We start from the raw sequence: 20832 nt of genomic DNA on the forward strand, positions 1-20832 counted from the left end.
AGAATGAGTCAATATTGGATTAACATGTTGTTCGTGGGCGCATCCTTTCTCCTATATATAGGGATTGCGGTGTGGGCTCGAGCTGGGTCGACCAAAGAGTTCTATGTAGCTGGCGGTGGCGTCCATCCCGTAACAAACGGTATGGCGACAGCGGCTGACTGGATGTCTGCGGCTTCGTTCATCTCCATGGCGGGGATCATCGCTTCCGGTGGTTATGCCACTTCGGTCTACCTGATGGGTTGGACCGGTGGCTACGTGCTGCTGGCAATGTTGCTGGCGCCCTATCTGCGCAAATTCGGCAAGTTCACCGTACCTGACTTCATCGGTGATCGTTTCTACAGCCGAGGCGCGCGCCTGGTCGCGGTTGTCTGCCTGATTCTGATCTCCGTCACTTATGTAATCGGCCAGATGTCCGGTGCTGGCGTGGCCTTCTCCCGCTTCCTCGAAGTGAGCAACTCCGCCGGTATCTGGATTGCCGCTGCGATCGTGTTCGCCTATGCGGTATTCGGTGGCATGAAGGGCATTACTTATACCCAGGTGGCTCAGTACGTGGTGCTGATCATCGCGTACACCATTCCGGCCGTGTTCATTGCCATGCAACTGACTGGCAACCCGATCCCGATGTTCGGCATGTTCGGCACTCACGTCGAATCCGGTATGCCGCTGCTGGACAAGCTGGATACTGTCGTTCAGGACCTGGGCTTCGCTGCCTACACTGCTGATGTCGACAACAAGCTGAACATGTTCCTGTTCACCCTGTCGCTGATGATCGGTACCGCTGGTCTGCCGCACGTCATCATCCGCTTCTTCACCGTACCGAAAGTAGCTGATGCTCGCTGGTCGGCTGGCTGGACGCTGATCTTCATCGCCCTCTTGTACCTGACTGCTCCGGCCGTTGCGTCCATGGCTCGTCTGAACCTTGTCGATACCATCTATCCGGAAGGCCCGCAGGCTGAAGCGATTCAGTACGAAGCGCGTCCGGGCTGGATCCAGACGTGGGAACAAACCGGTCTGATCACTTGGGAAGACAAGAACAGCGATGGTCGTATCCAGATGTACAACGACACCAACGCTACCTTCGCCCCCACTGCCCAAGAGCGTGGTTGGAACGGTAACGAGCTGGTCGTCAACAACGACATCATCGTGCTGGCCAACCCGGAAATCGCCAACCTGCCGGGCTGGGTTATCGGTCTGATCGCTGCGGGTGCCATCGCGGCAGCCTTGTCGACAGCTGCGGGCTTGCTGCTGGCAATCTCTTCTGCCATCAGTCACGACTTGATCAAGACGATCATCAATCCGAAGATCAGCGAGAAGAACGAGATGATGGCGGCGCGTCTATCCATGACCGCAGCAATCATCCTGGCTACCTGGCTGGGGCTGAACCCGCCGGGCTTCGCGGCACAGGTGGTGGCGCTAGCGTTCGGTCTTGCTGCAGCGAGCCTGTTCCCAGCGCTGATGATGGGGATCTTCTCCAAGCGCGTGAACAGCAAGGGTGCCGTTGCTGGCATGCTGGTTGGTCTGGTGAGCACTAGCGTGTACATCTTCCTGTACCTGGGCTGGTTCTTCATCCCAGGCACTGCGTCCATCGCCAACACGCCTGACAACTGGATATTCGGCATCTCTCCGCAGGCCTTCGGCGCCATCGGAGCGGTACTGAACTTCGCAGTTGCTTACGCTGTGTCTATGGCCACTGAGGCTCCGCCGCAGGAAATCCAGGATCTGGTGGAAAGCGTTCGTACTCCGAAAGGTGCTGGCGTTGCGCTTGATCACTAAGTAACAGTTCGACCAGAAGTTGGGTTTAGAATCTGGCCCATGGTTGAGATATAAGTCGGGCTTCCATTTGGAAGCCCGACTTTTTTAAGGAAGATTCATATGATCTGGCATCTAATCGCTGCAATCGTCGCCGCAGTGGCGGGTGCGGGGGTCGCGCTGCTGCTGCGCAGCCTGACTCGTAAACGACTGCCGAAGTGGATCATCCCGGCGTTCGCCGGTCTGGGCATGCTCGGCTACACCATCCATTACGAATACACCTGGTTCGATACCAAGCAAGCGCGCCTGCCGCAGGGCTCCGTTGTGGTATCGAGTGAACAAGGCGAGATGTTCTGGCGCCCCTGGACCATCAAGTTTCCGATGCCACTGGTCTATACGGTGCTCGATGGCGCGAACGCGCAGATCGAAGAGACCAGCAAGGGGCCCGTCGCTCGTTTCACCCTGTATCGCTTTGAAAAGCATCATCTGATGTCCACGGTAAAAAGCGCGAATTACCAGGCGCTTTGCACCGAGAAGGTGATGTTCCGGCTGAACGAGGAAGGTCAGGCGAAGTTTGAAACCATGACCGAACTGGACGTGGCTGCGCCGCTTTACCAGGCCGTTTGCACAGCCGATCACTCTTGATCACTCCATGCCAGCAATGCCGCCTGCTATGGCGGTCAGGGCTGCTGGCGCCGGGGGATGATCCTTTCGCTACCGGCTCGGCCTCCGCGGCCGGGTAGCAGGGGCCATAGCCCCAGTCCCGCCTGCGCGCCCAACCCGAGCCAGGCCAACGTATCCCACCAGCCATCACCCAACAGCGCGGCGAATAGTCCGGCCATACCGAGCAGGGCGATGAGGCTGGGCAGCAGGAAAGTCGATTGGCGCCAACTCATGCCATCACCTCGCGCGTCGTTGTCGCGCCGCGGCGTCGTACCCACCATAGGTAGAGCCCACTGCCGAGTACGATTATCGTCAGCACGTCCAGCACCGCCCAGAGAATCTGCATTGGACGTCCGCCGTAGTCGCCGAAGTGCAGCGGCGAGGACAGCGACAGCGCATCCATATACCAGGGGCGGCTGCCGGCAGCTGTGATGTCGAGCGTTTGCGCATCGATCAGCACCGGTGTGAGCAGATGCGAGGTCAAATGGCTACTGCCGTTCATGAACACCGTGTAATGATGCTCGCTGGAAAAACGCGTACCGGGAAATGCAATGAAATCCGGCTGCATGCCTGGTGCTGCCTGAGCGGCGATTTCCAGCAACTGACTGGCCGGTGCGCGTTCCGTCAACGGCGGGGCATCCCGGTAGGGCTCGAGCATCGCGCTCAGAGATTCGGCACGCCAAGCCTCGATCAGCAGGTCCGCACAGGCGCTGACCACGCCGGTGATGCCCACCACCAAGGCCCAACTGAGCGTGACGACACCGATCAGGTTGTGCAGATCGAGCCAGCGCGTCCTGCTGGAACGGTCGTGGCGCACCTGAGCAAATTCCAGACGCCGCATAAAGGGCGCGTATAGCACCACGCCCGAAATGATCGCCACAATGAACATAATGCCCATGAAGGCCAGGAATAACTTGCCCGGTAATCCGGCGAACATGTCCACGTGCATGCGCAGAAAGAACATCATCAGGCCGCCATTGGCCGCAGGCATCTCCACCGCTTCTCCGGTGCGCGCATCGAGCATGAAGGTATAGGAGGAGTTTGGTTCGGTGCCGGCGGTCGCAGCGGTAATGGCCACGACGCCGTTAGGTTCGTCGGCTTCCCAGCCAAAGTACTGTACTACCTCGCCGGTCCGGTGCTGCTCGGCGGCACTGACCAACTGCTGCAGATCCAGATGTGGGGTGTCGGCAGGCATCTCACGCAGCTCGGGCGCCTCGCCAAGCAGGTGCTCCAGCTCGTGGTGAAATATCAACGGTAGCCCGGTAATGGCAAGCATCAGCAGGAACAGTGTGCAGATCAGGCTGGTCCAGGTGTGGACGAAGGACCAGCGACGGATGGTGGTGGTTCGCATTAGAACTCCAGCTGCGCCGACAGCTTGAGCGTGCGTGGTGCTCCAAGGTAATGGCTGCTCAGCCAGTATTCCTCGTCGGTCAGGTTGCTCAGGTTGGCGCGCAGAGTCAGGGCACGCTCATCCCCCAAGGCCATGCGATAGCGACCGCCCAGGTCGAAAGTTGTGAATGAGGGAATGGTGTGGTCGTTGGCCTCGTCGGTGTATTGCTTGCCCGTGTAGAAGGCGCCACCGGTGAGTGTCAGCCCGGGTACGCCGAATATTGCGTATTCGCCGTACAGCTTGGCCAGGTGCCGCGCCACGTCTACCGGGCGGTTGCCGTCGTTGGCAGCGTTCGCCGCGCCTTCTACGACCGGATCGAGCAAAGTGACGCCGCCCACCAGCGTCAGTGCTGGGGTAACGTTGCCCGTTACGCTGAACTCCAGGCCCTTGTTGTTCTGCATGCCATCCTGAACGAAGAAGTTGGCTGCATTGGTGTAGGTGTTGGGCTTCTCGATGTCGAACAGCGCAACGGTGTACAGGGCACCGCCGAGCTCGGCTTTCGCACCGATTTCGTACTGCTCGCTGACGATCGGCGCCAGTGCCTGGCCGGCGTTGTTCGAGCCGCTCGGCGCCACGCCACCCGTCTGCAGACCTTCGATGTAGGTCACGTACGTAGTCAGCCACTCGACTGGCTTGTAGACGAGCGAGACGTTGGGCGAGGTTTTGGTCTCGCTGTAGTCCTCAATTTCCGGCTCGCTGCCGAACGCCTCGACCCAGACGAAGTTGTCGCTGAAGGTCTTGATGCGCGAGTGCGTCACACCAAGGATCGTCGACCACTGCTCATTGAAGGTGATGACGTCGCCGATCAGCACGCTGTCGGCCTGGCTGCGGCTGGCCAGATGGTAGTCGCCATCGCCCAGGTCGTAATCCGGCTTGGCCACTTGCGGCCGCTCGCTGAACGGCACTTCGGGCGTGACCGACACATATTGCGGACCTGGGAAGGGGATGTAATCGGTGTTGTAGCGAACCCGGGCGATGTTGCCCTGGTAGCCGAAGGTCATCGCGTGGCCGATGCCGGCGGTGTCGAAAACCGTATCGAGGAACAGGTTGGCCGAGGTTTCTTCGGTCTCTACCGGGGCGAAGGCATAGAGCGGCTGGACGTATACGCCGGCCGAATTCACGGTTGGCCCCGTATAGGCGTATTCGGTGGTGTATTGGCTGTAGCCCAGTGCACCGCGCAAGCTGAACACATCGTCCAGGCGCCACTGGAAGCGGCTGCCGACGCGGTCATGGCGGCTGTCGTTGTAAGCCCAGCGCTGGCTATAGAGTTCATCGTTCTCCAGGTCGTCGGCATCGGGCCGGAATGCTTGATCGGCGAAGTACCAGTAGCTGGTGAGGCCCCGCGTCTCGCTCTGCTTGTGCGAGGCGTCGAACTGGATGAGCAGGTCGTCGCTGACGTTCCAGTCCAGGGCGACGCTGGCCATGTGGCGGCGTTCGACCTGGCCGTCGATGGCGGTTTCACCATCCTGAGCGAGCAGGTTGACGCGGTAGGCAAAGCGACCTTCGCTATCGATCGGCCCTCCGAAGTCGCCGTGCAGGTACTGGTTCTCGCCGCCCGGAGTGCCGTAGGTCACGCTGTTGTAGCGCTCGGCAGTGGGGCGCTTGAGCACGTAATTGACCAGCCCGCCGGGGCTGGCCGGACCATAGAGAAAGCCGGACAGGCCGCTGAGAATCTCCAGCCGCTCCATTTCCTCGATGAAGTTGCCGCCGTCGTAGCCGTTGCTGAAGCGCAGGCCGTCATTGGCGATGCTCAGGTTGCCGACACCGCTGAAGCCTCGAATGGCCACCGCGCTGGCGTAGCCGGCACTGGTCGGGGAGGTGAACTGCGTGGTAGGGCTGAGCTTGAAAATGTCGTCGCTGGAAGTGGCTTGGATGTTGTCCATCAGTTCCGAGGAAATCACCGTCACTGAATAGGGCGCATCCTGAAGTGGCATCCCACCCAGCGCGCCGACGTTGCGCACGGTGCTGGTGCGATAGCCGCTTTCTTCACTGCCTTCGGCCAGCGCCTCGGTTGCCGTCACGGTGACATCCGGAAGCGCCATCGCATCGGTCGCAGCGGGATGAAGGCTATAGCTACCCGCCGCACTCTGGCGCAGCTCCAGCCCGGTGCCTCGCAGGGCTTCTTGCAGCGCGCCCTGGCTATCGAAGCGGCCTTCCACCGGCTCGGCCATGCGATCGCGGGTCAATGCGGGATCGATGCTCAGAACCAGCCCGGCCTCTGCGGCAATACGGTTGAGTGTGGTGGCAAGGGGCGCGGTAGGGAGTGAGTAATCGCGCGTTTCGTCACGGACAACGGCACCGTCGACGGCAGATTGCGCCAGCAGCGGCGAAGGCGCGAACGCGATGGCAATGGCCAGCAGGCTGGGGCGAAACAGCGGAGTCAGTGACGGCATTGTGAATTGCTCCCGAATAGGAATGTGTCTCAGTCATTCACCAAGCCGAAGCAGAACGAAAAAGTGATAGGGGCAAATAAGAATTTTTTCGTTCGGGCATCCACGCATCTGGCGTGGATGCCATGGGCTACTTGCTGGGGACAGCCGCCGGCTCGGCCGGGACCACCTTTATCCACCAGTCGGTGTGACGTTCGATCCGCACCGGAAGGCTGGGCGGAAGGGCCGCCAGGGCCCAGTCGGTGTCATGCAGCGGAAAGCTGCCGCTGATGCGCAGGGACTCGAGGCTCGGATCGAGACCGAGATAGCCGCGGCGGTATTCGCCCAGTTTTTTCAGCAGTTCACCCAGCGGCAGGTCATCGACCACCAGCATGCCGTGGCTCCAGGCATCTGCTGCGATGGGTGCGGCCGAACTCTCTCCGAGGCGATTGCGATGCATCAGCACCTGTTCGCCAGCGCCTATGGTGCGGCCCGTTTGCCCGTCGTCTGGATGCGCGGCGACCGCCGAGCGCAGCACGATCAGCCGAGTGGCATTGCCTTCGCGGCGAACGATGAAGCGCGTACCCAGCGCTCGAAGGTCGCCCTGTGCGGTTTCCACGATGAACGGTCGCGGGTCGCTTCCCGGCGCCGTTTCCACTAGCACTTCTCCCTGATGCAGGAACAGTCCGCGTCGCCGCTCGTCGAAGTGGATGTCCAGTGCGCTGCGGCTGTTCAGCTGGATGCGGCTGTTGTCATCCAGCGTAAGGCTGCGCTGCTCGCCTGCGCCGGTGCTTGCGTCGGCGAGCCAGACCGGCAGCGGGCGCGCCTGAAGCGCAAGGCCGATACCTAGTGAGCCGAGCAAGACCAACCCCAGAAGCGTGCGGCTAACGGCATGCTGCCGTTTGGTCGCGGCATTGCGCTGCAGGGCGCGCCTGGCGCTTGGCGAGTTGATCGTTCCCAGACGCCGATCGATACCCCCCAGCTGCGCCCAAGCCTTGGCATGCTCGGCGCTTTGGTTCAGCCAGCGCTGGAGTTCGGCGTCGAGCTGCATGCTCGCCGCGTGGTCCCCCAGGCGCAATTGCCAGGCGATAGCCTCATCGAGAACACGGGCCGATACCGGTGTGCGGTCCAAGCTCATGTCGGCTCGCCGTAGACGGCGATGTAACACTGGCGCAGCGCCTGGGCCAGATACTGTCGTACGCGCGGGACCGACACGCCGAGGCGCTGGGCGATCTCGGCATGTGTCAGGCCATCCAGGCGGCTGTAGAAGAACGCCGCGCGCGCATTCGCGGACAATTGGTCAAGCAGCGCATTCACCTCGCGCAGCGCCTCGATGATCTGCAGCTGCTCCTCGGCGCTGGGTTGTGTTTCTTCCGGCTGGAGCGCCAGTTCATCGAGGTAGGCGCGTTCCAGCGCATTGCGGCGGAAATGGTCGATCAGCAGGCCGCGGGCGATCGTCGCCAGCAGCGCCCGTGGCTCGCGAACCTCACCCAGGTCATTGCGTTTGAGCAGACGCAGAAAGGCATCCTGGCTCAGGTCCTCGGCGCGATGCGGGCAGGTCTGGTAGCGCCGCAGCCAGCTGAGCAGCCAATCACGGTGGTCGCGATACAGCGTGCCTACAAAAAGTTGATTGGACGATCCACCCGCCGACAAGACGAACGCTCCGAGGCCTGGATTGGCCGGTAACGAGAACTATTCGCAGCATGATCGCAAGTTGCCGTCATCGGTGCAACGGCTGGCTATCGGTTACGCGGCGGATCCGGAGAGATTCGTGTGCGGCGGTGCTACATCAATTGCGCCTGTTGGCGCCGACGCCAATTAGTCAGCCGCTGATTCAGCGCCGCCAAGCTATCCAGTCCTTGCCGGCGCGCCTTACTGAGCAGGATCAGCGCCAGCTCGGCCGTTACGAGCGCGTCGGCGCTGGCATGGTGACGCTGCAGCACTTGCAGGCCGAAACGACTGCACCAGTCATCCAGCCCGTTCTGTCGCGGTCGATTGTCGTGACACAGCATCGGCGCGAGTTCGGCCACGTCGAGAAACGGATGACGCAATTTGTGGCCGAGCGTCTGCTTGAGCGCGCGAGCCAGCATGCGCTGATCGAAACCGGCATGAAACGCCAGAATCGGGCTGTCAGCGACGAACTCCATGAAATCCAGCAACGCTTCGGCGGGATCTTCGCCGGCTTCCAACTCGCTCGGCGCGATGCCGTGGATAAGTACGCTCTCGCTGATTCTCTGAGCCGGTCGCAGCAACGTCGACTCGAACTGCTGGCCCAGGTCGATACCGCCGTTCTCGATGACAACCGCGCCAATGGACAGAACGATGTCGCGGCGCATATCCAGCCCGCTGGTTTCCAGGTCCAGCACCACCAGACGCGTTTCACTAAGCGGGCAGGTAGCGGGCGTCGCCGGCACGGGTAGCCGGTCGCGTCGCTGCAGCTGTTCAAGGTCCAATACCGGACCACGCATGTTGAACCAAGGCATATTCATAACTGATAACGCAGGGTCAGGCTGCTCTGCAGGCGCTGGGCCTGACGGAAGGACTCGCGCAGGATACGACGGTCCAGGTGGTTCAGGGTGTCAGGGTCGAGCCGGTTGGAATATGGCCGCCCCTCGCGTGCCTGCTGCTGGTGTTGCTGCATGCGCGTCTGCTGGATGAAATGGTAGGCCTCTTCGTAAGCTGCGCCGTCTTTTTCGTCGATGACCTGCTTTTCCACCAGCTGCCGCAGCCGGTCGAGCGTGTTGGTGCTGGAGATACCATTGGCCAACGCCAGCAGCCGGGCACCATCGACGAAGGGCGTCAGGCCCTGCACCTTGAGATCCAGCGTCGCCTTGCCGTCGCCTTTGCGGGTCATGACGAAGTCACGGAACCGGCCTACTGGTGGCCGGTGACGCAGCGCATTTTCGGCCATCATCCGCTGAAACAGCCGATTTTCTGCCATCTCTTCGAGCAGGTCGCTGCGCAGCCGCTCACAGCCATCGCTGGAGCCGCAGACCGCTCTCAGGTCGAAGAAGATGGTGCTGCCGAGCAGGTTCTCCGGCGTCGACTCGCGGATGAACGAGCTGAAGCGTCGACGCCATTCCTGGCGCGATAAACACAGCTGCGGGTTGCCGGCCATGATGTTGCCCTTGCACAGGGTAAAGCCGCAGGTGCCGAGGTCCTGGTTGATGCGCTCGGCGAGCGGCAGCAGTCGTCCACGGATATGTGCGGCTTCAGCCGCGTCCTCGGCTTCGAAAAGGATGCCGTTGTCCTGGTCGGTATGCAGCGTCTGCTCGCGCCGGCCCTCGCTGCCGAAACACAGCCAAGTAAAGGGGACGCCTGGATCGCCCAGCGCGTCGATGGCCAGCTCGATCACCCGGCAGACCGAGTGGTCGTTGAGCAGCGTGATGATGCGGGTGATCTGGGTGGACGAGGCGCCGTGCGCCAGCATGTTGTCCACCAATTGCTGAATACGGCTGCGAATGATTACCAGCGTCTCGACGCTATCGGCATGAGAAATGGCCTGCGCCAGATGAACAAGATCGACGCGCTGCAGCGAGAACAGATCGCGCTCGGAAATGACGCCGCGCAGCAAGCCGTTCTCCACCACACAGATATGGCCGATGTGCCGCTCGGTCATGGCAATCGCAGCGTCGAATGCAGATGCGTCCGGCGGCAGATGGAACGGGTCATGCGTCATGAGCTGGGCGATCGGCATCGACAGATCGGCCGTGCCGGTGCCAATCACGCGGCGCAGATCACGTAGCGTGAAGATGCCCTGGGGGTGGAGGTCCGCGTCGGTCACCACGATGCTGCCGACATTGTGTTCATGCATCAGGGCGACCGCTTCATTCAGCGGCATCGAGGGCAGGCAGGAAACGGGATGATGCAAGGCCAACTCACCGATTCCGGTTTCCAGCGAATATTGAGATCCGAGATTTTCCACCGCACGCATCTGCGCCTGCTGGTTGACCAGATCCAGCAAGCTACTCACGCCGCGCATGGCGAAGTCGCGAAACGCGGCGGATTTGGACACCAGCTTGATGAAGGCCGGCTTGTTCAGCAGAAAACAGAAAGTGTCCTCGGCGGCGAAATGACCGGTGCGGGTTGCGCGCTCACCCATCAGCGCGGCCATCGGGAAGCATTCGCCGAGGATCACTTCGAAGGTGGTTTCGGTGCCGCGCTTGCTGGAATGCGGTCGCTGGCCGTGAACGCGACCCTGCTTGACGATATAGAAGTGCTCGACGATGCCATCATCGGGCGAAATGATGCAGTCGCCTTCACTGTAGAAGCGCAGCTGGCAGTTTTCGACCAGATAGGCGAGGTGACCCGGTTCCATCTGATTGAACGGCGGATACTTGCGCAGAAATTCCATGGTCCCGTGAATATTCTGCAGCACGGCGGTCTTGCCTGCCTCGGCGAAGGCATCGGCTTTGCTCATGGTTCGCTTCCATTTTTCAAGCGGCCAATGGTGGGCTGTGGGTCCGGAAGGTCACATTGGACGTAAGTCTAGTCGCCGAGGGGAATGGCGTGACAACAGCTGCTTTTGCTGATGTGTTGCGGTTTTCTCAGGCAAAAAGAAACCGCCCCGTGGGGCGGTTTCTTGGCGGCGCATAATCAATTACGGCAGGGTGAACAGCACCTTGACCGAATCGTTGACCGCGGCGCTATCGACGTAACCGATGGCATCGGCTTCGGCGGCGACCTTGGCCACCACCGCCGCGTCATCGGCGACGCTGGCCATCGGCTGGCCCTTGCCGGTGAATACGAGGCCGGACCAATAGGACTTCAGCTGCGATTCGTTCTTGTTGGTGACCGCCGAGTAGAAGCTCTCCTTGGCCGGAGTCCAATCCTTGAGGTCAACGCCTTTCATGGACTTGTCCTTGCCCAGGAAGATGTTGGCGACCTCGGGCTGCGAAGGTGCCTTGGCCGCGCCTGGATTGACGATCACAGCGACTTCCGCCTGAGCCAGTGCGGCCATGCCGAGCAGCGCTGCGCCGCTGAGGATGCGAAGGGATGCTTTCATCTGGACGCTCCTCAGAATACAAAGTCGACGCCGACGGAAACGATGTCGCCGTCGAAGTTGCGGGCAGGGGCAGCACCTACTGCGTTGTTGAACACCTCCTGAGCGCTACGGGTAAACACGCCGTCATAACCATTGGAGGTATCGACGCGCTTGTATTCTCCTTTGACTACTACGGTAGGCGTAGCCTGATAGTTCAGGCCTAAGGTCCAAGAGTTCTGGCGACCACCGTTGTCGTCCAGCTGCGCGTAGGTTACATGCGGCAGGAAATCACCGAAGCGACGACCACCCATCAGGTAGAAGGAATTGATCGATTCCAAGCCATCGTTCTCGATCATGCGCGAGGTCCACTCGTTGCTGCTGATCCAGGTTCCGTTGTCGTACTGGTAGCCTATCGAGGTGAACTTGCCTTTCTCTTTATCCAGGCTCAGAAGGGAAAGCGATTGGTTCGCACCGAGGCCTACAGCGGTAGCGTCTACGGTGCCGCTGATATCGGTTTTGATATCTGCCTCAACATAGCCGATGCGCAGCGTGCCGAAGTTATTAGTAGCCAAGCTCACGCTGGCACCGAACAGCTTGCCGTAGTCGATATCAAACAGCTCGTCGTAGGCGTAGTAGTCGCGATTCTTAGCTTGACCGCCGGCTACCTGGAAGGTCACCGAGCCGTAGGAAAGCGGAAGCGTGTAGACCGCATCGACACCTTCGTAATTGGTCACCTGAACCTGACTGTAGACCTCGTCGGGCAGGCGCAACCAAGGGTAGCTATAGCCGACATCAAGGCTTTCGGAATACATGTAGACCGGGCTACGCAGTCGACCGGCACGAAGCATCAGCTGATCGTTGGTCTGCCAAGAAAGGTAGGCCCACTCCAGATTGGCTTTCCAGTCGTCCTGTTCGGCCTTGGCCGTGACCTGCACAGTGGCACCCACAGTGTCGGTGACACCGTACTGCAGCTGCGCGCCGAACTTGGACAGCTGGTCGCCGCGCCAGGAATCGTTGGTCTGGCCTTGTACGCCATAGCTGCGGCCATCGTCTTCGCCACCCAGATGGGTCACGCCGACAGTGCCGAAACCGTTGAAGCGGTGCTCGCCCTGTTCCAGCGCGAAGGCTGGGGTAGTTGCCAGGCAGATGGCTGCCAGGCCGATAACACGTACTGCGGTCATCAGGATGCTCCTAAAGCAATTTAAACGCGGAATTGGGCCGTGGCCGCACGCAGGTGATCGCCCGTGCTGACCAATTGTTCGCCCAGACGGGCAGTGGCTTCGGCGCCGTTTGCGGTTGCTTGTGCGTCCTGCTGCAACACTTGAGTTTCTTGTTGGATGGAACTCGACAGGCCGATCTGCTCCTGAGTGAACTGGGCGATGCCGGCGTTGAGTTCGTCGATCTGGTTGACGGTCTGCGCGATGGTTTCGAGCAGCTGGGTGGCTTCTACCGAGCGCTCGATGCTCGCCCGCGATTTCTCGCCATTGCTGGTCATGACGTTGAGCACCGTATTGGCGCTGGTTTGCAGGCGCTGGATGATTTGCTGGATTTCGGCGGTGGAGGCGGCCGTCTTCTGCGCCAGGTTGCGCACCTCGTCGGCGACCACCGCGAAACCGCGGCCCTGCTCACCCGCACGCGCGGCCTCGATGGCGGCGTTGAGCGCCAGCAGATTGGTCTGCTCGGCGATGCTGCGGATCACCGTCAACACGGAGCCGACTTCCTGGGTTTCCTCTTCCAGTTGTTCCATGGCCTGTACGGCGCTCATCACGCTGTTGCCCAGGTCGCTGATGCCGCTGGACAGACTGCCGACGTGCTCGCGGGCAGCGGCTGCTTGGCGGGCGGCCGAGTTGGCTTCGTCGGAGGCCTGCTGCGAGCGTTGCGCAACTTCCTGGATGCTGCCGGTCATGGTGAGAATGTCACGGGTGATCGAGTCGGTATGGTGCTGTTGCGATTTGGCGTTCTCTTCCGAACCCTGGGTCAGGTTGTAGAGCTCTTTGGACACCTGGCCAAGCGGGCTGGCGGCTTCGATGATCTGGCGGATGGTGCGCTGCAGCTTGTCGAGGAAACCGTTGAACAGCTCGATCATCGCGCCGATTTCATCGTTCGAGGAAACATTGACGCGCTGCGTCAGGTCGCCATCGCCGCGGGCGATGGATTTTAGCGAGGCGATCACGCCGCGCACGTTGGCCATCACGCTACGAATCACCAGCCAGGCGCCGAGGCTCACCACAACCACCAGCACAAGGCTGAGGATAATGCCCAGGCGCGTGGTCGCGGCGTTGGCTTCGCGGGTCTGGGCGAGCGTTTGACGGAAATCTTCGTACGCGCCGGTGCGGAACTCGGAGGCAAGTTTTTGCGCCTGGGCCAGATCGCTGGCCATGCGATCTAGGCTCGGACGCAAATCATTGAACGAGGCGCTGCCGTCGATCAGCTTTGCCGAGGCATCAAGCGCATTGTCGGCGTAGGCCTTGACTGCGCTGCGCCAGTTGTCGAGTGCCTGTCGCCTCTGCGGTTCGCCCGCTAGCAGGGCAGCCAGCGCCTGTTGCTGGGTGTCGATATCCGCCAGGACTTCGCGCGCCTCGCCGAGCAGACCGGCCTCGCCCGCAGCCACGGCGTTGTTGAGCAGGCCGGGAATACGGGAAAACTGGAAGATCACCGCATCGGCTTTTTCCAAAGTGGGATAGCTCTGCTTTTCCAGCGTCACCAGCCGAGAGTCGGTCGCTGAGAGCTGCAGCGAGGTGTAACCCACATACAGAATCAGCCCGAACAGGGCAACGGCAGGCACCAACATTAACTTGGTGGTGAGCGAGAAATTCTTGAACATTGGATCACTCCACGACGGGGCGGCGGATACTACAAAACAGTGAATGATGCCGAAAGGCCATCAGTCGGAAAAATTGTGACTACATTTTCTTTTCCGGTCACGTTATCGGCTGCCGCAGGTGGAGGTTGAATACCGTTCGGCGCTTTCAAGTATTCGTTTCTGCGCGTGGCTCGGTGCTGTTTTGCTGGCAGTCGCACTGACCTTTCGCCGGGTGCGCTCCGCATCGAAAAAAGCAAAAGGCTGTGAACAGCACTCCCAGTGCACAGTTCGAACCATCGACAGTTCAGGCGCTGGCTCCGGAAACCCATAAAAAAACCGCCCCGAAGGGCGGTTTCTCTGGCTCTGCTGCGCGAGTTACAGACCGTTCTTGGCCTTGAATTCGCGGCGGCGGCGGTGCAGGACCGGCTCGGTGTAGCCGTTGGGCTGCTTGGTGCCTTCGAGGACCAGTTCCAGCGCAGCCTGGAAGGCGACACTGTTGTCGAAGTCCGGCGCCATCGGGCGGTACAGCGGGTCACCTTCGTTCTGGCGGTCGACCACCGGCGCCATGCGCTTGAGGCTTTCGACGACCTGATCTTCGGTCACCACGCCGTGGCGCATCCAGTTGGCCACGTGCTGGCTGGAGATGCGCAGGGTGGCGCGGTCTTCCATCAGTGCGACGTCATTGATGTCCGGCACCTTGGAGCAGCCGACGCCCTGCTCGACCCAGCGCACCATGTAGCCGAGGATGCCTTGCGAGTTGTTGTCCAGCTCGTTGCGCTTTTCCTCGTCGCTCCAGTTGGTGTCCTTGGCCAGCGGGATGGTCAGGATGTCGTCTACCGAGGCCTTGCTGCGCTTGGCCAGTTCGGCCTGACGGGCGAACACGTCGACCTTATGGTAGTGCATGGCGTGCAGGGTGGCGGCGGTCGGCGAGGGGACCCAGGCAGTGTTGGCGCCGGCCATCGGGTGGCCGATCTTCTGCTCCAGCATGCCGGCCATCAGGTCGGGCATGGCCCACATGCCCTTGCCGATCTGCGCTTTGCCCTGCAGGCCGCAGGCCAGACCGACGTCGACGTTGTTGTCCTCGTAGGAGCTGATCCACTTCTCACCTTTCATTGCGGCCTTGCGTACCACCGGGCCGGCTTCCATGGAGGTGTGGATTTCGTCGCCGGTGCGGTCGAGGAAGCCGGTGTTGATGAACACCACGCGCTCGCGCGCTTCCTTGATGCAGGCCTTGAGGTTGATGGAGGTGCGACGCTCCTCGTCCATGATGCCGACCTTCAGGGTATTGCGCGGCAGCTTGAGCACATCCTCGACGCGGCCGAACAGTTCGGTGGCGAAGGCCACCTCTTCCGGGCCGTGCATCTTCGGCTTGACGATGTAGACCGAGCCGGTGCGGGTATTCTTGCGGGTCGTGTTGCCGTTGAGGTTATGCATGGCGGCGAGGCTGGTGAACAGGCCGTCCATGATGCCTTCCGGCACTTCGTTGCCTTCCTTGTCGAGGATGGCGTCGTTGGTCATCAGGTGACCGACGTTACGGATGAACAGCAGCGAACGGCCATGCAGGGTTAGCTCGCCGTTGCCGTCGGCCTTGCTGTAGACGCGGTCCGGGTTCATGGCGCGGGTGATCCGCTTGCCGCCCTTTTCCAGGTTCTCGACCAGGTCGCCCTTCATCAGGCCGAGCCAGTTGCGGTAGACGATGGTCTTGTCGTCGGCGTCAACGGCGGCGATGGAGTCTTCGCAGTCCATGATGGTGGTCAGCGCCGCTTCCATCAGGATGTCTTTCACGCCAGCGGCGTCGGTCTGGCCGATGGGGCTGGCCGGGTCGATCTGGATCTCGAAATGGATGCCGTTGTGCTTGAGCAGCACGGCGATCGGCGCGCTCGCATCGCCCTGGAAGCCGAGCAGCTGCTGCGGGCTCTTCAGGCCGGTGGTGCTGCCGTCTTTCAGCGAGACGACCAGCTTGCCGCCCTCGATGCGGTAGCCGGTGGAATCGGCATGGGAGCCGTTTTCCAGCGCTGCGGCTTCGTCGAGGAAGGCGCGGGCGTAGGCGATGACCTTGTTGCCGCGGATCTCGTTGTAGCCGGGGCCTTTGGTGGCGCCATCTTCTTCGGAGATGGCGTCGGTGCCGTAGAGCGCGTCGTACAGCGAGCCCCAGCGGGCGTTGGCGGCGTTCAGGGCGAAACGCGCGTTCATGATCGGCACGACAAGCTGCGGGCCGGCCATGCTGGTGATTTCTTCGTCGACGTTCTGGGTGGTCGCCTGGAAGTCTTCGGCTTCGGGCAGCAGGTAGCCAATTTCCTGCAGGAAGGTCTTGTAGGCGGCGAAGTCGTGAGTCTGACCGGCGCGGGCCTGGTGCCAGGCGTCGATTTTCGCCTGCAGTTCGTCACGCTTGGCCAGCAGAGCGCGGTTTTTCGGCGCCAGATCATGGATGACGCTGTCGGCGCCGGCCCAGAAGGCCGCGGCGTCGACGCCAGTACCGGGGATCGCTTCGTTGTTGACGAAGTCATACAGGACTTTGGCGACCTGCAGGCCACCGACTTGAACGCGCTCAGTCATTACTCGCCTCACTTGGTTCTTCAAATCTTCGGACGATTCTTCTTGTAGTCCGGGTCGGCGGATACTACAGGAAGCCGTTCGGAAAAGCAGTTCGTTGCGCTTGGTCAGCCCAGGTCGACGGCTCGGCATTAAGAGATCATTTTGGCCGTGCTAAAGCGGCGAAACCGGCACCTTGTTCTATACCTATGGAACCGGGCTCCACGGGTGCACGACTCACGCTCAGGCGCACTGGGCATTCGCCGGTAGCGCACGAACCAACTGAAGAGGAGCCAGACATGGACCATCTCGTCCTGACAGTCATCGCCGAAGATCAGCCGGGGCTGGTCGAACGTATCGCCAATTGCATCGTCGGGCATGGCGGCAACTGGTTGGAGAGCCGCATGTCGCGCATGGCCGGGCAGTTCGCCGGGATTCTACGGGTTGCGGTGCCGGCCGAAGCGCATGCCGACCTGATCGCCGCGTTGCAGCAGCTGGAGCGTCAAGGCATCCGCGTGGTGTTCGCGCACAGCGGCGAAGAGCCCGAGCGCAGCTGGCGGATGATCCAATTGCAACTGGTGGGCAATGATCGTCCCGGCATCGTTCGCGACATCACCCGACTGCTGGCAGGGCACGGCGTAAACCTGGAAAGCCTGGACACCGATGTGTTGCCCGCGCCGATGACTAACGAATTGCTATTTCATGCCGATGCGCGCCTGGCGGTGCCGACCGAGCTGTCGCTGGAAGCGTTGCAGCAGCACCTGGAAACCCTGGCCGACGATCTGATGGTGGAGCTGAAATTGCAGTCGGCGGACTGACCGCTAACTACACGGGCGCATGCGTCGCCTCAGGCTTCAACGCTCCTGCGCATCAGCCGCCAGGCGTCATAGCTGTACACCGCCAGCCCGGCCCAGATGCAGATGAACGCCACTTGGCGGTCGGCAGGGAAGGGCTCGTTGAACACCCACACCGCGAGGATCAGCAACAGTGTCGGAGTGATGTACTGCAAAAATCCGAGGGTCGAATAGGGCAGATGACGTGCCGCGGCGTTGAAGCACAACAGCGGCAGCAGGGTGACCGGGCCGGCGGCTATCAGCCACAGTGCCTGGGGTTCGGTCCAGAACGACCATTCGGTGGTCGGCCCGCTGCCAAAGAAAAACAGCCAGATCAGGGCGACCGGCAGCAGCAGCCAGGTTTCTACCACCAGACCAGGCAGCGCCGCCACCGGCGCCTGCTTGCGCAACAGGCCGTAGCTGCCAAAGCTCAGCGCCAGCACGATCGCGACCACAGGAAAGTCGCCGAGCGTGACCAACTGCAGCAGCACGCCGGTCGCCGCCATGGCGACGGCAAGCCACTGCAGCGGACGCAGTCGTTCACGCAGCACGATCAAGCCGAGCAGTACGTTTACCAGTGGGTTGATGTAGTAGCCCAGGCTCGCCTCGAGCATGTGATCGTTGTTGACCGCCCACACGTAGATCAGCCAGTTGGTCGCGATCAATACACTGGAAATCATCAGCACGCCGATTCGGCGCGGATGCGCCAGCAGCTCCTGCCACCAGCCCGGATGGCGCCAGAGCATGAGCACCAGCGTGCCGAACACCGCCGACCAGATGGCGCGCTGGGTAACGATCTCGAGCGCCGCGTACTGCTCGATGGATTTGAAGTAGAGCGGGAACATGCCCCAGATGCAGAAGGTCGTCAGACCCAGCAAATACCCTTTACGCAGATCGGCGGTGGCCATGGTGGTCCTGTAACGGAGCAACGGAGAGCCGGACATTTTGCGCCTGCGGCAGGCCCTTTGTCTGCCGCTGCGATGGTCGCGCCGTTGAAGCAATTGGCAAACACACAGGTTGAACGCAGCCGACGGCAACCCGTCTCACCTGAACGACTCAGGGGCGTCGTTGCGCTCCGATAGCCACATGAGGTCTGCGATGAATTTGCACGACAAGGTTGCATTGGTTACCGGTGGCTCGCAGGGCATCGGTCGCGGTATCGCCGTACGTCTGGCGGAGGCGGGAGCCGATCTGGTCATCAACGGACGGCACGATGACGACGACGTTCGGGAGACCCTCGAACAGATCCGCGCGCAAGGCCGGCGTGCCTGCTTCATCTCTGCCGATGTCGGCGTGGTCGCCGAATGTCAGCGGTTGGTCGAGCAAGCGGTCGAGCAGATGGGCCGCCTGGATATCCTCGTCAACAACGCCGGCGTGCAGAAGCATGCGGCCTTCCTCGAGGCCAGCGAGGCCGACTACGACCAGGTGCTGAACGTCAACCTGCGAGGGCCCTTCTTTACCGCTCAGGCGTTCGCCCGGTACTTGCGCGAGAACGGGCGGGGCGGGCGCATCATCAATAACAGTTCGGTTCACGAGGAGCTGCCATTCCCCAACTTCACCAGCTATTGCACCAGCAAGGGCGGCTTGAAAATGCTCATGCGCAACCTGGCGATCGAGTTGGCGCCGCTGGGCATCACCGTCAATAACGTCGCGCCCGGCGCGATCGAAACGCCGATCAACCGCTCGCTGATGAACCAGCCGGAAAAACTCGCCGGCCTGCTGTGCAACATCCCCGCCGGTCGCCTTGGCCAGCCGCGCGACGTGGCGGGCGCGGTGGCCTTTCTAGCCTCCGACGAGGCCGATTACATCACTGGCACCACGCTGGTGATAGACGGCGGACTGCTATGGAATTACAGCGAGCAATGACCGATATCGATCACAAAGGCCCCTTCGATTACGACACGCATGCGGTCTCCGCCGCCGATACCCTGACCCCGGCGGATCGTTATCAGGAACTCTTCGTGGCGGTGCAGACGCAGCGCGTGTTCCCCGACAGCAAGACCTTCGTCGACTGCGCGCCGCGCCAGCATCCCGAGCGCATTCTCGAGGCCTATCGCGAACGCTCCGGCGCCCCCGATTTCAATCTGCGCGCCTTTGTGCACGAGCACTTCAGCGTGTTCGAATTGTCGGCGAGCGAGTTCGTCGCCAACCCCAACGACAGTCTGAGCGAGCACATCGATCGGCTCTGGCCTGTTCTGACCCGCCATCCACGCCAGCACCCGGAATTCTCGTCACTGCTGCCGCTGCCGCACGACTACGTAGTGCCGGGCGGGCGTTTTACCGAGCTGTATTACTGGGATTCCTACTTCACCATGCTCGGCCTGGACGAGAGTGGGCATTGCGAGCTGCTGCGTTCGATGGCAGACAACTTCGCCTACCTGATCGACACGTACGGCCATGTGCCCAACGCCAATCGCTCCTATTACCTGAGCCGTTCGCAGCCGCCGGTCTTCGCTCTGATGATCGATCTGTTCGAAGACACCGGCGTGCATCGCGCCAGCGATTACCTGCCACAGCTGCGCAAGGAATATGCCTTCTGGACCGAGGGTGGCGAACATCTGCGCCCCGGTGAGGCGCATCGGCGCTGCGTCTGCCTGGCCGATGGCAGCGTACTCAACCGTTACTGGGATGACCGTGACACGCCACGCGAGGAGTCCTACCTCGAAGACGTCGAGACCGCGCGCTCATCGAGCCGGCCGGCGCATGAGGTCTACCGCGACCTGCGCGCCGGCGCCGAATCGGGCTGGGATTTCAGTTCGCGCTGGCTGGGCGACCCGCAGCGGTTATCGAGCATTCGCACCACAAACATCATTCCGGTGGACCTCAACTGCTTTCTCTACAAGCTCGAACGGCAGATCGCCCGCCTGAGTGACATGAAGCAGCACGGCTGCGCCGAGGAATTCCGCCAACGTGCCGAGGCGCGCCTGCAGGCTATCGATCGCTACCTGTGGAGCGAGCAGAGCGGCGCCTATTTCGATTACGACTGGACGCTGCAGAAACCGCGCGGCAACCTCACAGCCGCGACGTTGACGCCGCTGTTCGTGCAACTGGCCAGCGCCGAACAGGCGGCGCGCGTTGCCGACATCGTGCGCGAACGGCTGCTCGCGCCGGGCGGGCTGTCAACGACCGAGATTGGCGACAGCGGCGAGCAATGGGACCGCCCCAACGGCTGGGCGCCGCTGCAGTGGATGGGGATTCGTGGGTTGCAAGCCTACGGTCACGAGGCGCTGGCGCTGCAAATCGAAGAGCGCTGGCTGAGCATCGTCTCGCACCTCTTCGAACGGGAAAGCAAACTGGTGGAGAAGTATGTGCTGCGGCCTTGCGTCGAACATGCGACCGGTGGGGAATATCCTCTGCAGGACGGTTTCGGCTGGACCAATGGCGTGACCCGCAAGCTGATGCAAGAAGACCCGACCCACGAAGTCCATCGTTGTCGGGCGGGGCAGTGTCGCCCGGAGTGGGCCAGTTCGCCGTGAGGTTCGGTGCGGGCTCAGGCTCGGCCTCGACGC

The 20832-nt window shown here is 61.6% G+C and carries 17 protein-coding genes and 1 pseudogene; 5 read left to right on the forward strand and 13 right to left on the reverse strand.

What is annotated here, in order from left to right:
• Positions 1 to 3: 3 nt before the first annotated feature.
• Entirely contained in the window at positions 4 to 1773 is a 1770-nt protein-coding gene (locus E0D86_RS08505) for a sodium:solute symporter family protein (protein WP_131649575.1), read from the forward strand.
• A gap of 99 nt (positions 1774 to 1872) precedes the next feature.
• Positions 1873 to 2394, forward strand: coding sequence for a hypothetical protein (locus tag E0D86_RS08510; RefSeq protein ID WP_131649576.1), 522 nt, complete (start codon positions 1873 to 1875; stop codon positions 2392 to 2394).
• A gap of 35 nt (positions 2395 to 2429) precedes the next feature.
• Here E0D86_RS08510 and E0D86_RS08515 read toward each other — a convergent pair whose 3' ends face one another.
• From E0D86_RS08515 to E0D86_RS08565, 12 genes and pseudogenes are all read right to left on the reverse strand, one after another.
• Positions 2430 to 2645 carry a hypothetical protein gene (locus E0D86_RS08515; RefSeq protein ID WP_131649577.1) on the reverse strand — a complete coding sequence of 72 codons (216 nt, stop codon included), beginning with the start codon at positions 2643 to 2645 and terminating at the stop codon, positions 2430 to 2432.
• Positions 2642 to 3763, reverse strand: coding sequence for a PepSY domain-containing protein (locus E0D86_RS08520; RefSeq protein ID WP_131649578.1), 1122 nt, complete (start codon positions 3761 to 3763; stop codon positions 2642 to 2644). The genes E0D86_RS08515 and E0D86_RS08520 overlap by 4 nt, the downstream gene beginning before the upstream one ends.
• Positions 3763 to 6195: a TonB-dependent receptor gene (locus tag E0D86_RS08525; RefSeq protein ID WP_131649579.1), complete on the reverse strand. Its 2433-nt coding sequence runs from the start codon at positions 6193 to 6195 to the stop codon at positions 3763 to 3765. Before E0D86_RS08525 ends, E0D86_RS08520 begins: the two co-directional genes overlap by 1 nt.
• Before the next feature lie 127 nt (positions 6196 to 6322).
• Entirely contained in the window at positions 6323 to 7309 is a 987-nt protein-coding gene (locus E0D86_RS08530; RefSeq protein WP_131649580.1) for a FecR family protein, read from the reverse strand.
• The gene (locus E0D86_RS08535) at positions 7306 to 7824 is read right to left on the reverse strand and encodes an RNA polymerase sigma factor (RefSeq protein ID WP_131649581.1); all 519 of its coding nucleotides are present in this window, start codon (positions 7822 to 7824) and stop codon (positions 7306 to 7308) included. The genes E0D86_RS08530 and E0D86_RS08535 overlap by 4 nt, the downstream gene beginning before the upstream one ends.
• A 131-nt stretch (positions 7825 to 7955) precedes the next feature.
• Positions 7956 to 8660: a PolC-type DNA polymerase III gene (locus E0D86_RS08540; protein WP_131649582.1), complete on the reverse strand. Its 705-nt coding sequence runs from the start codon at positions 8658 to 8660 to the stop codon at positions 7956 to 7958.
• Complete coding sequence (locus tag E0D86_RS08545) at positions 8657 to 10591, reverse strand: putative nucleotidyltransferase substrate binding domain-containing protein (protein ID WP_131649583.1); 1935 nt, start codon at positions 10589 to 10591, stop codon at positions 8657 to 8659. Before E0D86_RS08545 ends, E0D86_RS08540 begins: the two co-directional genes overlap by 4 nt.
• Before the next feature lie 180 nt (positions 10592 to 10771).
• A complete protein-coding gene (locus E0D86_RS08550; RefSeq protein WP_131649584.1) occupies positions 10772 to 11176 on the reverse strand; it encodes a phosphate ABC transporter substrate-binding protein in 405 nt (134 codons plus the stop codon).
• An 11-nt stretch (positions 11177 to 11187) separates the two neighbouring features.
• A complete protein-coding gene (locus tag E0D86_RS08555) occupies positions 11188 to 12336 on the reverse strand; it encodes a hypothetical protein (protein ID WP_131649585.1) in 1149 nt (382 codons plus the stop codon).
• A gap of 20 nt (positions 12337 to 12356) precedes the next feature.
• Positions 12357 to 13241, reverse strand: coding sequence for a methyl-accepting chemotaxis protein (locus tag E0D86_RS21890; protein WP_371924060.1), 885 nt, complete (start codon positions 13239 to 13241; stop codon positions 12357 to 12359).
• Positions 13215 to 13979: pseudogene (locus tag E0D86_RS21895) on the reverse strand (HAMP domain-containing protein); the annotation flags it as partial. The pseudogene E0D86_RS21895 and the gene E0D86_RS21890, both read right to left, overlap by 27 nt.
• 354 nt (positions 13980 to 14333) lie before the next feature.
• Positions 14334 to 16514 (reverse strand): malate synthase G, encoded by a 2181-nt coding sequence (locus tag E0D86_RS08565; RefSeq protein ID WP_131649587.1) that lies wholly within the window; start codon positions 16512 to 16514, stop codon positions 14334 to 14336.
• A 275-nt stretch (positions 16515 to 16789) separates the two neighbouring features.
• Here E0D86_RS08565 and E0D86_RS08570 point away from each other — a divergent pair, with 275 nt between their 5' ends.
• Positions 16790 to 17308 carry a glycine cleavage system protein R gene (locus E0D86_RS08570; RefSeq protein WP_131649588.1) on the forward strand — a complete coding sequence of 173 codons (519 nt, stop codon included), beginning with the start codon at positions 16790 to 16792 and terminating at the stop codon, positions 17306 to 17308.
• A gap of 29 nt (positions 17309 to 17337) precedes the next feature.
• Here E0D86_RS08570 and rarD read toward each other — a convergent pair whose 3' ends face one another.
• Entirely contained in the window at positions 17338 to 18231 is an 894-nt protein-coding gene (gene rarD, locus E0D86_RS08575; protein WP_131649589.1) for an EamA family transporter RarD, read from the reverse strand.
• Between the two features lie 190 nt (positions 18232 to 18421).
• Here rarD and E0D86_RS08580 point away from each other — a divergent pair, with 190 nt between their 5' ends.
• Both E0D86_RS08580 and treF read left to right on the forward strand, forming a co-directional pair.
• Entirely contained in the window at positions 18422 to 19189 is a 768-nt protein-coding gene (locus tag E0D86_RS08580) for an SDR family NAD(P)-dependent oxidoreductase (RefSeq protein WP_131649590.1), read from the forward strand.
• Positions 19186 to 20799, forward strand: coding sequence for an alpha,alpha-trehalase TreF (treF, locus tag E0D86_RS08585; protein WP_131649591.1), 1614 nt, complete (start codon positions 19186 to 19188; stop codon positions 20797 to 20799). The genes E0D86_RS08580 and treF overlap by 4 nt, the downstream gene beginning before the upstream one ends.
• Positions 20800 to 20832: the final 33 nt, after the last annotated feature.

This window comes from Pseudomonas sp. IC_126 (assembly GCF_004331835.1).
In the GTDB taxonomy this organism is placed as follows: Bacteria; Pseudomonadota; Gammaproteobacteria; order Pseudomonadales; family Pseudomonadaceae; genus Stutzerimonas.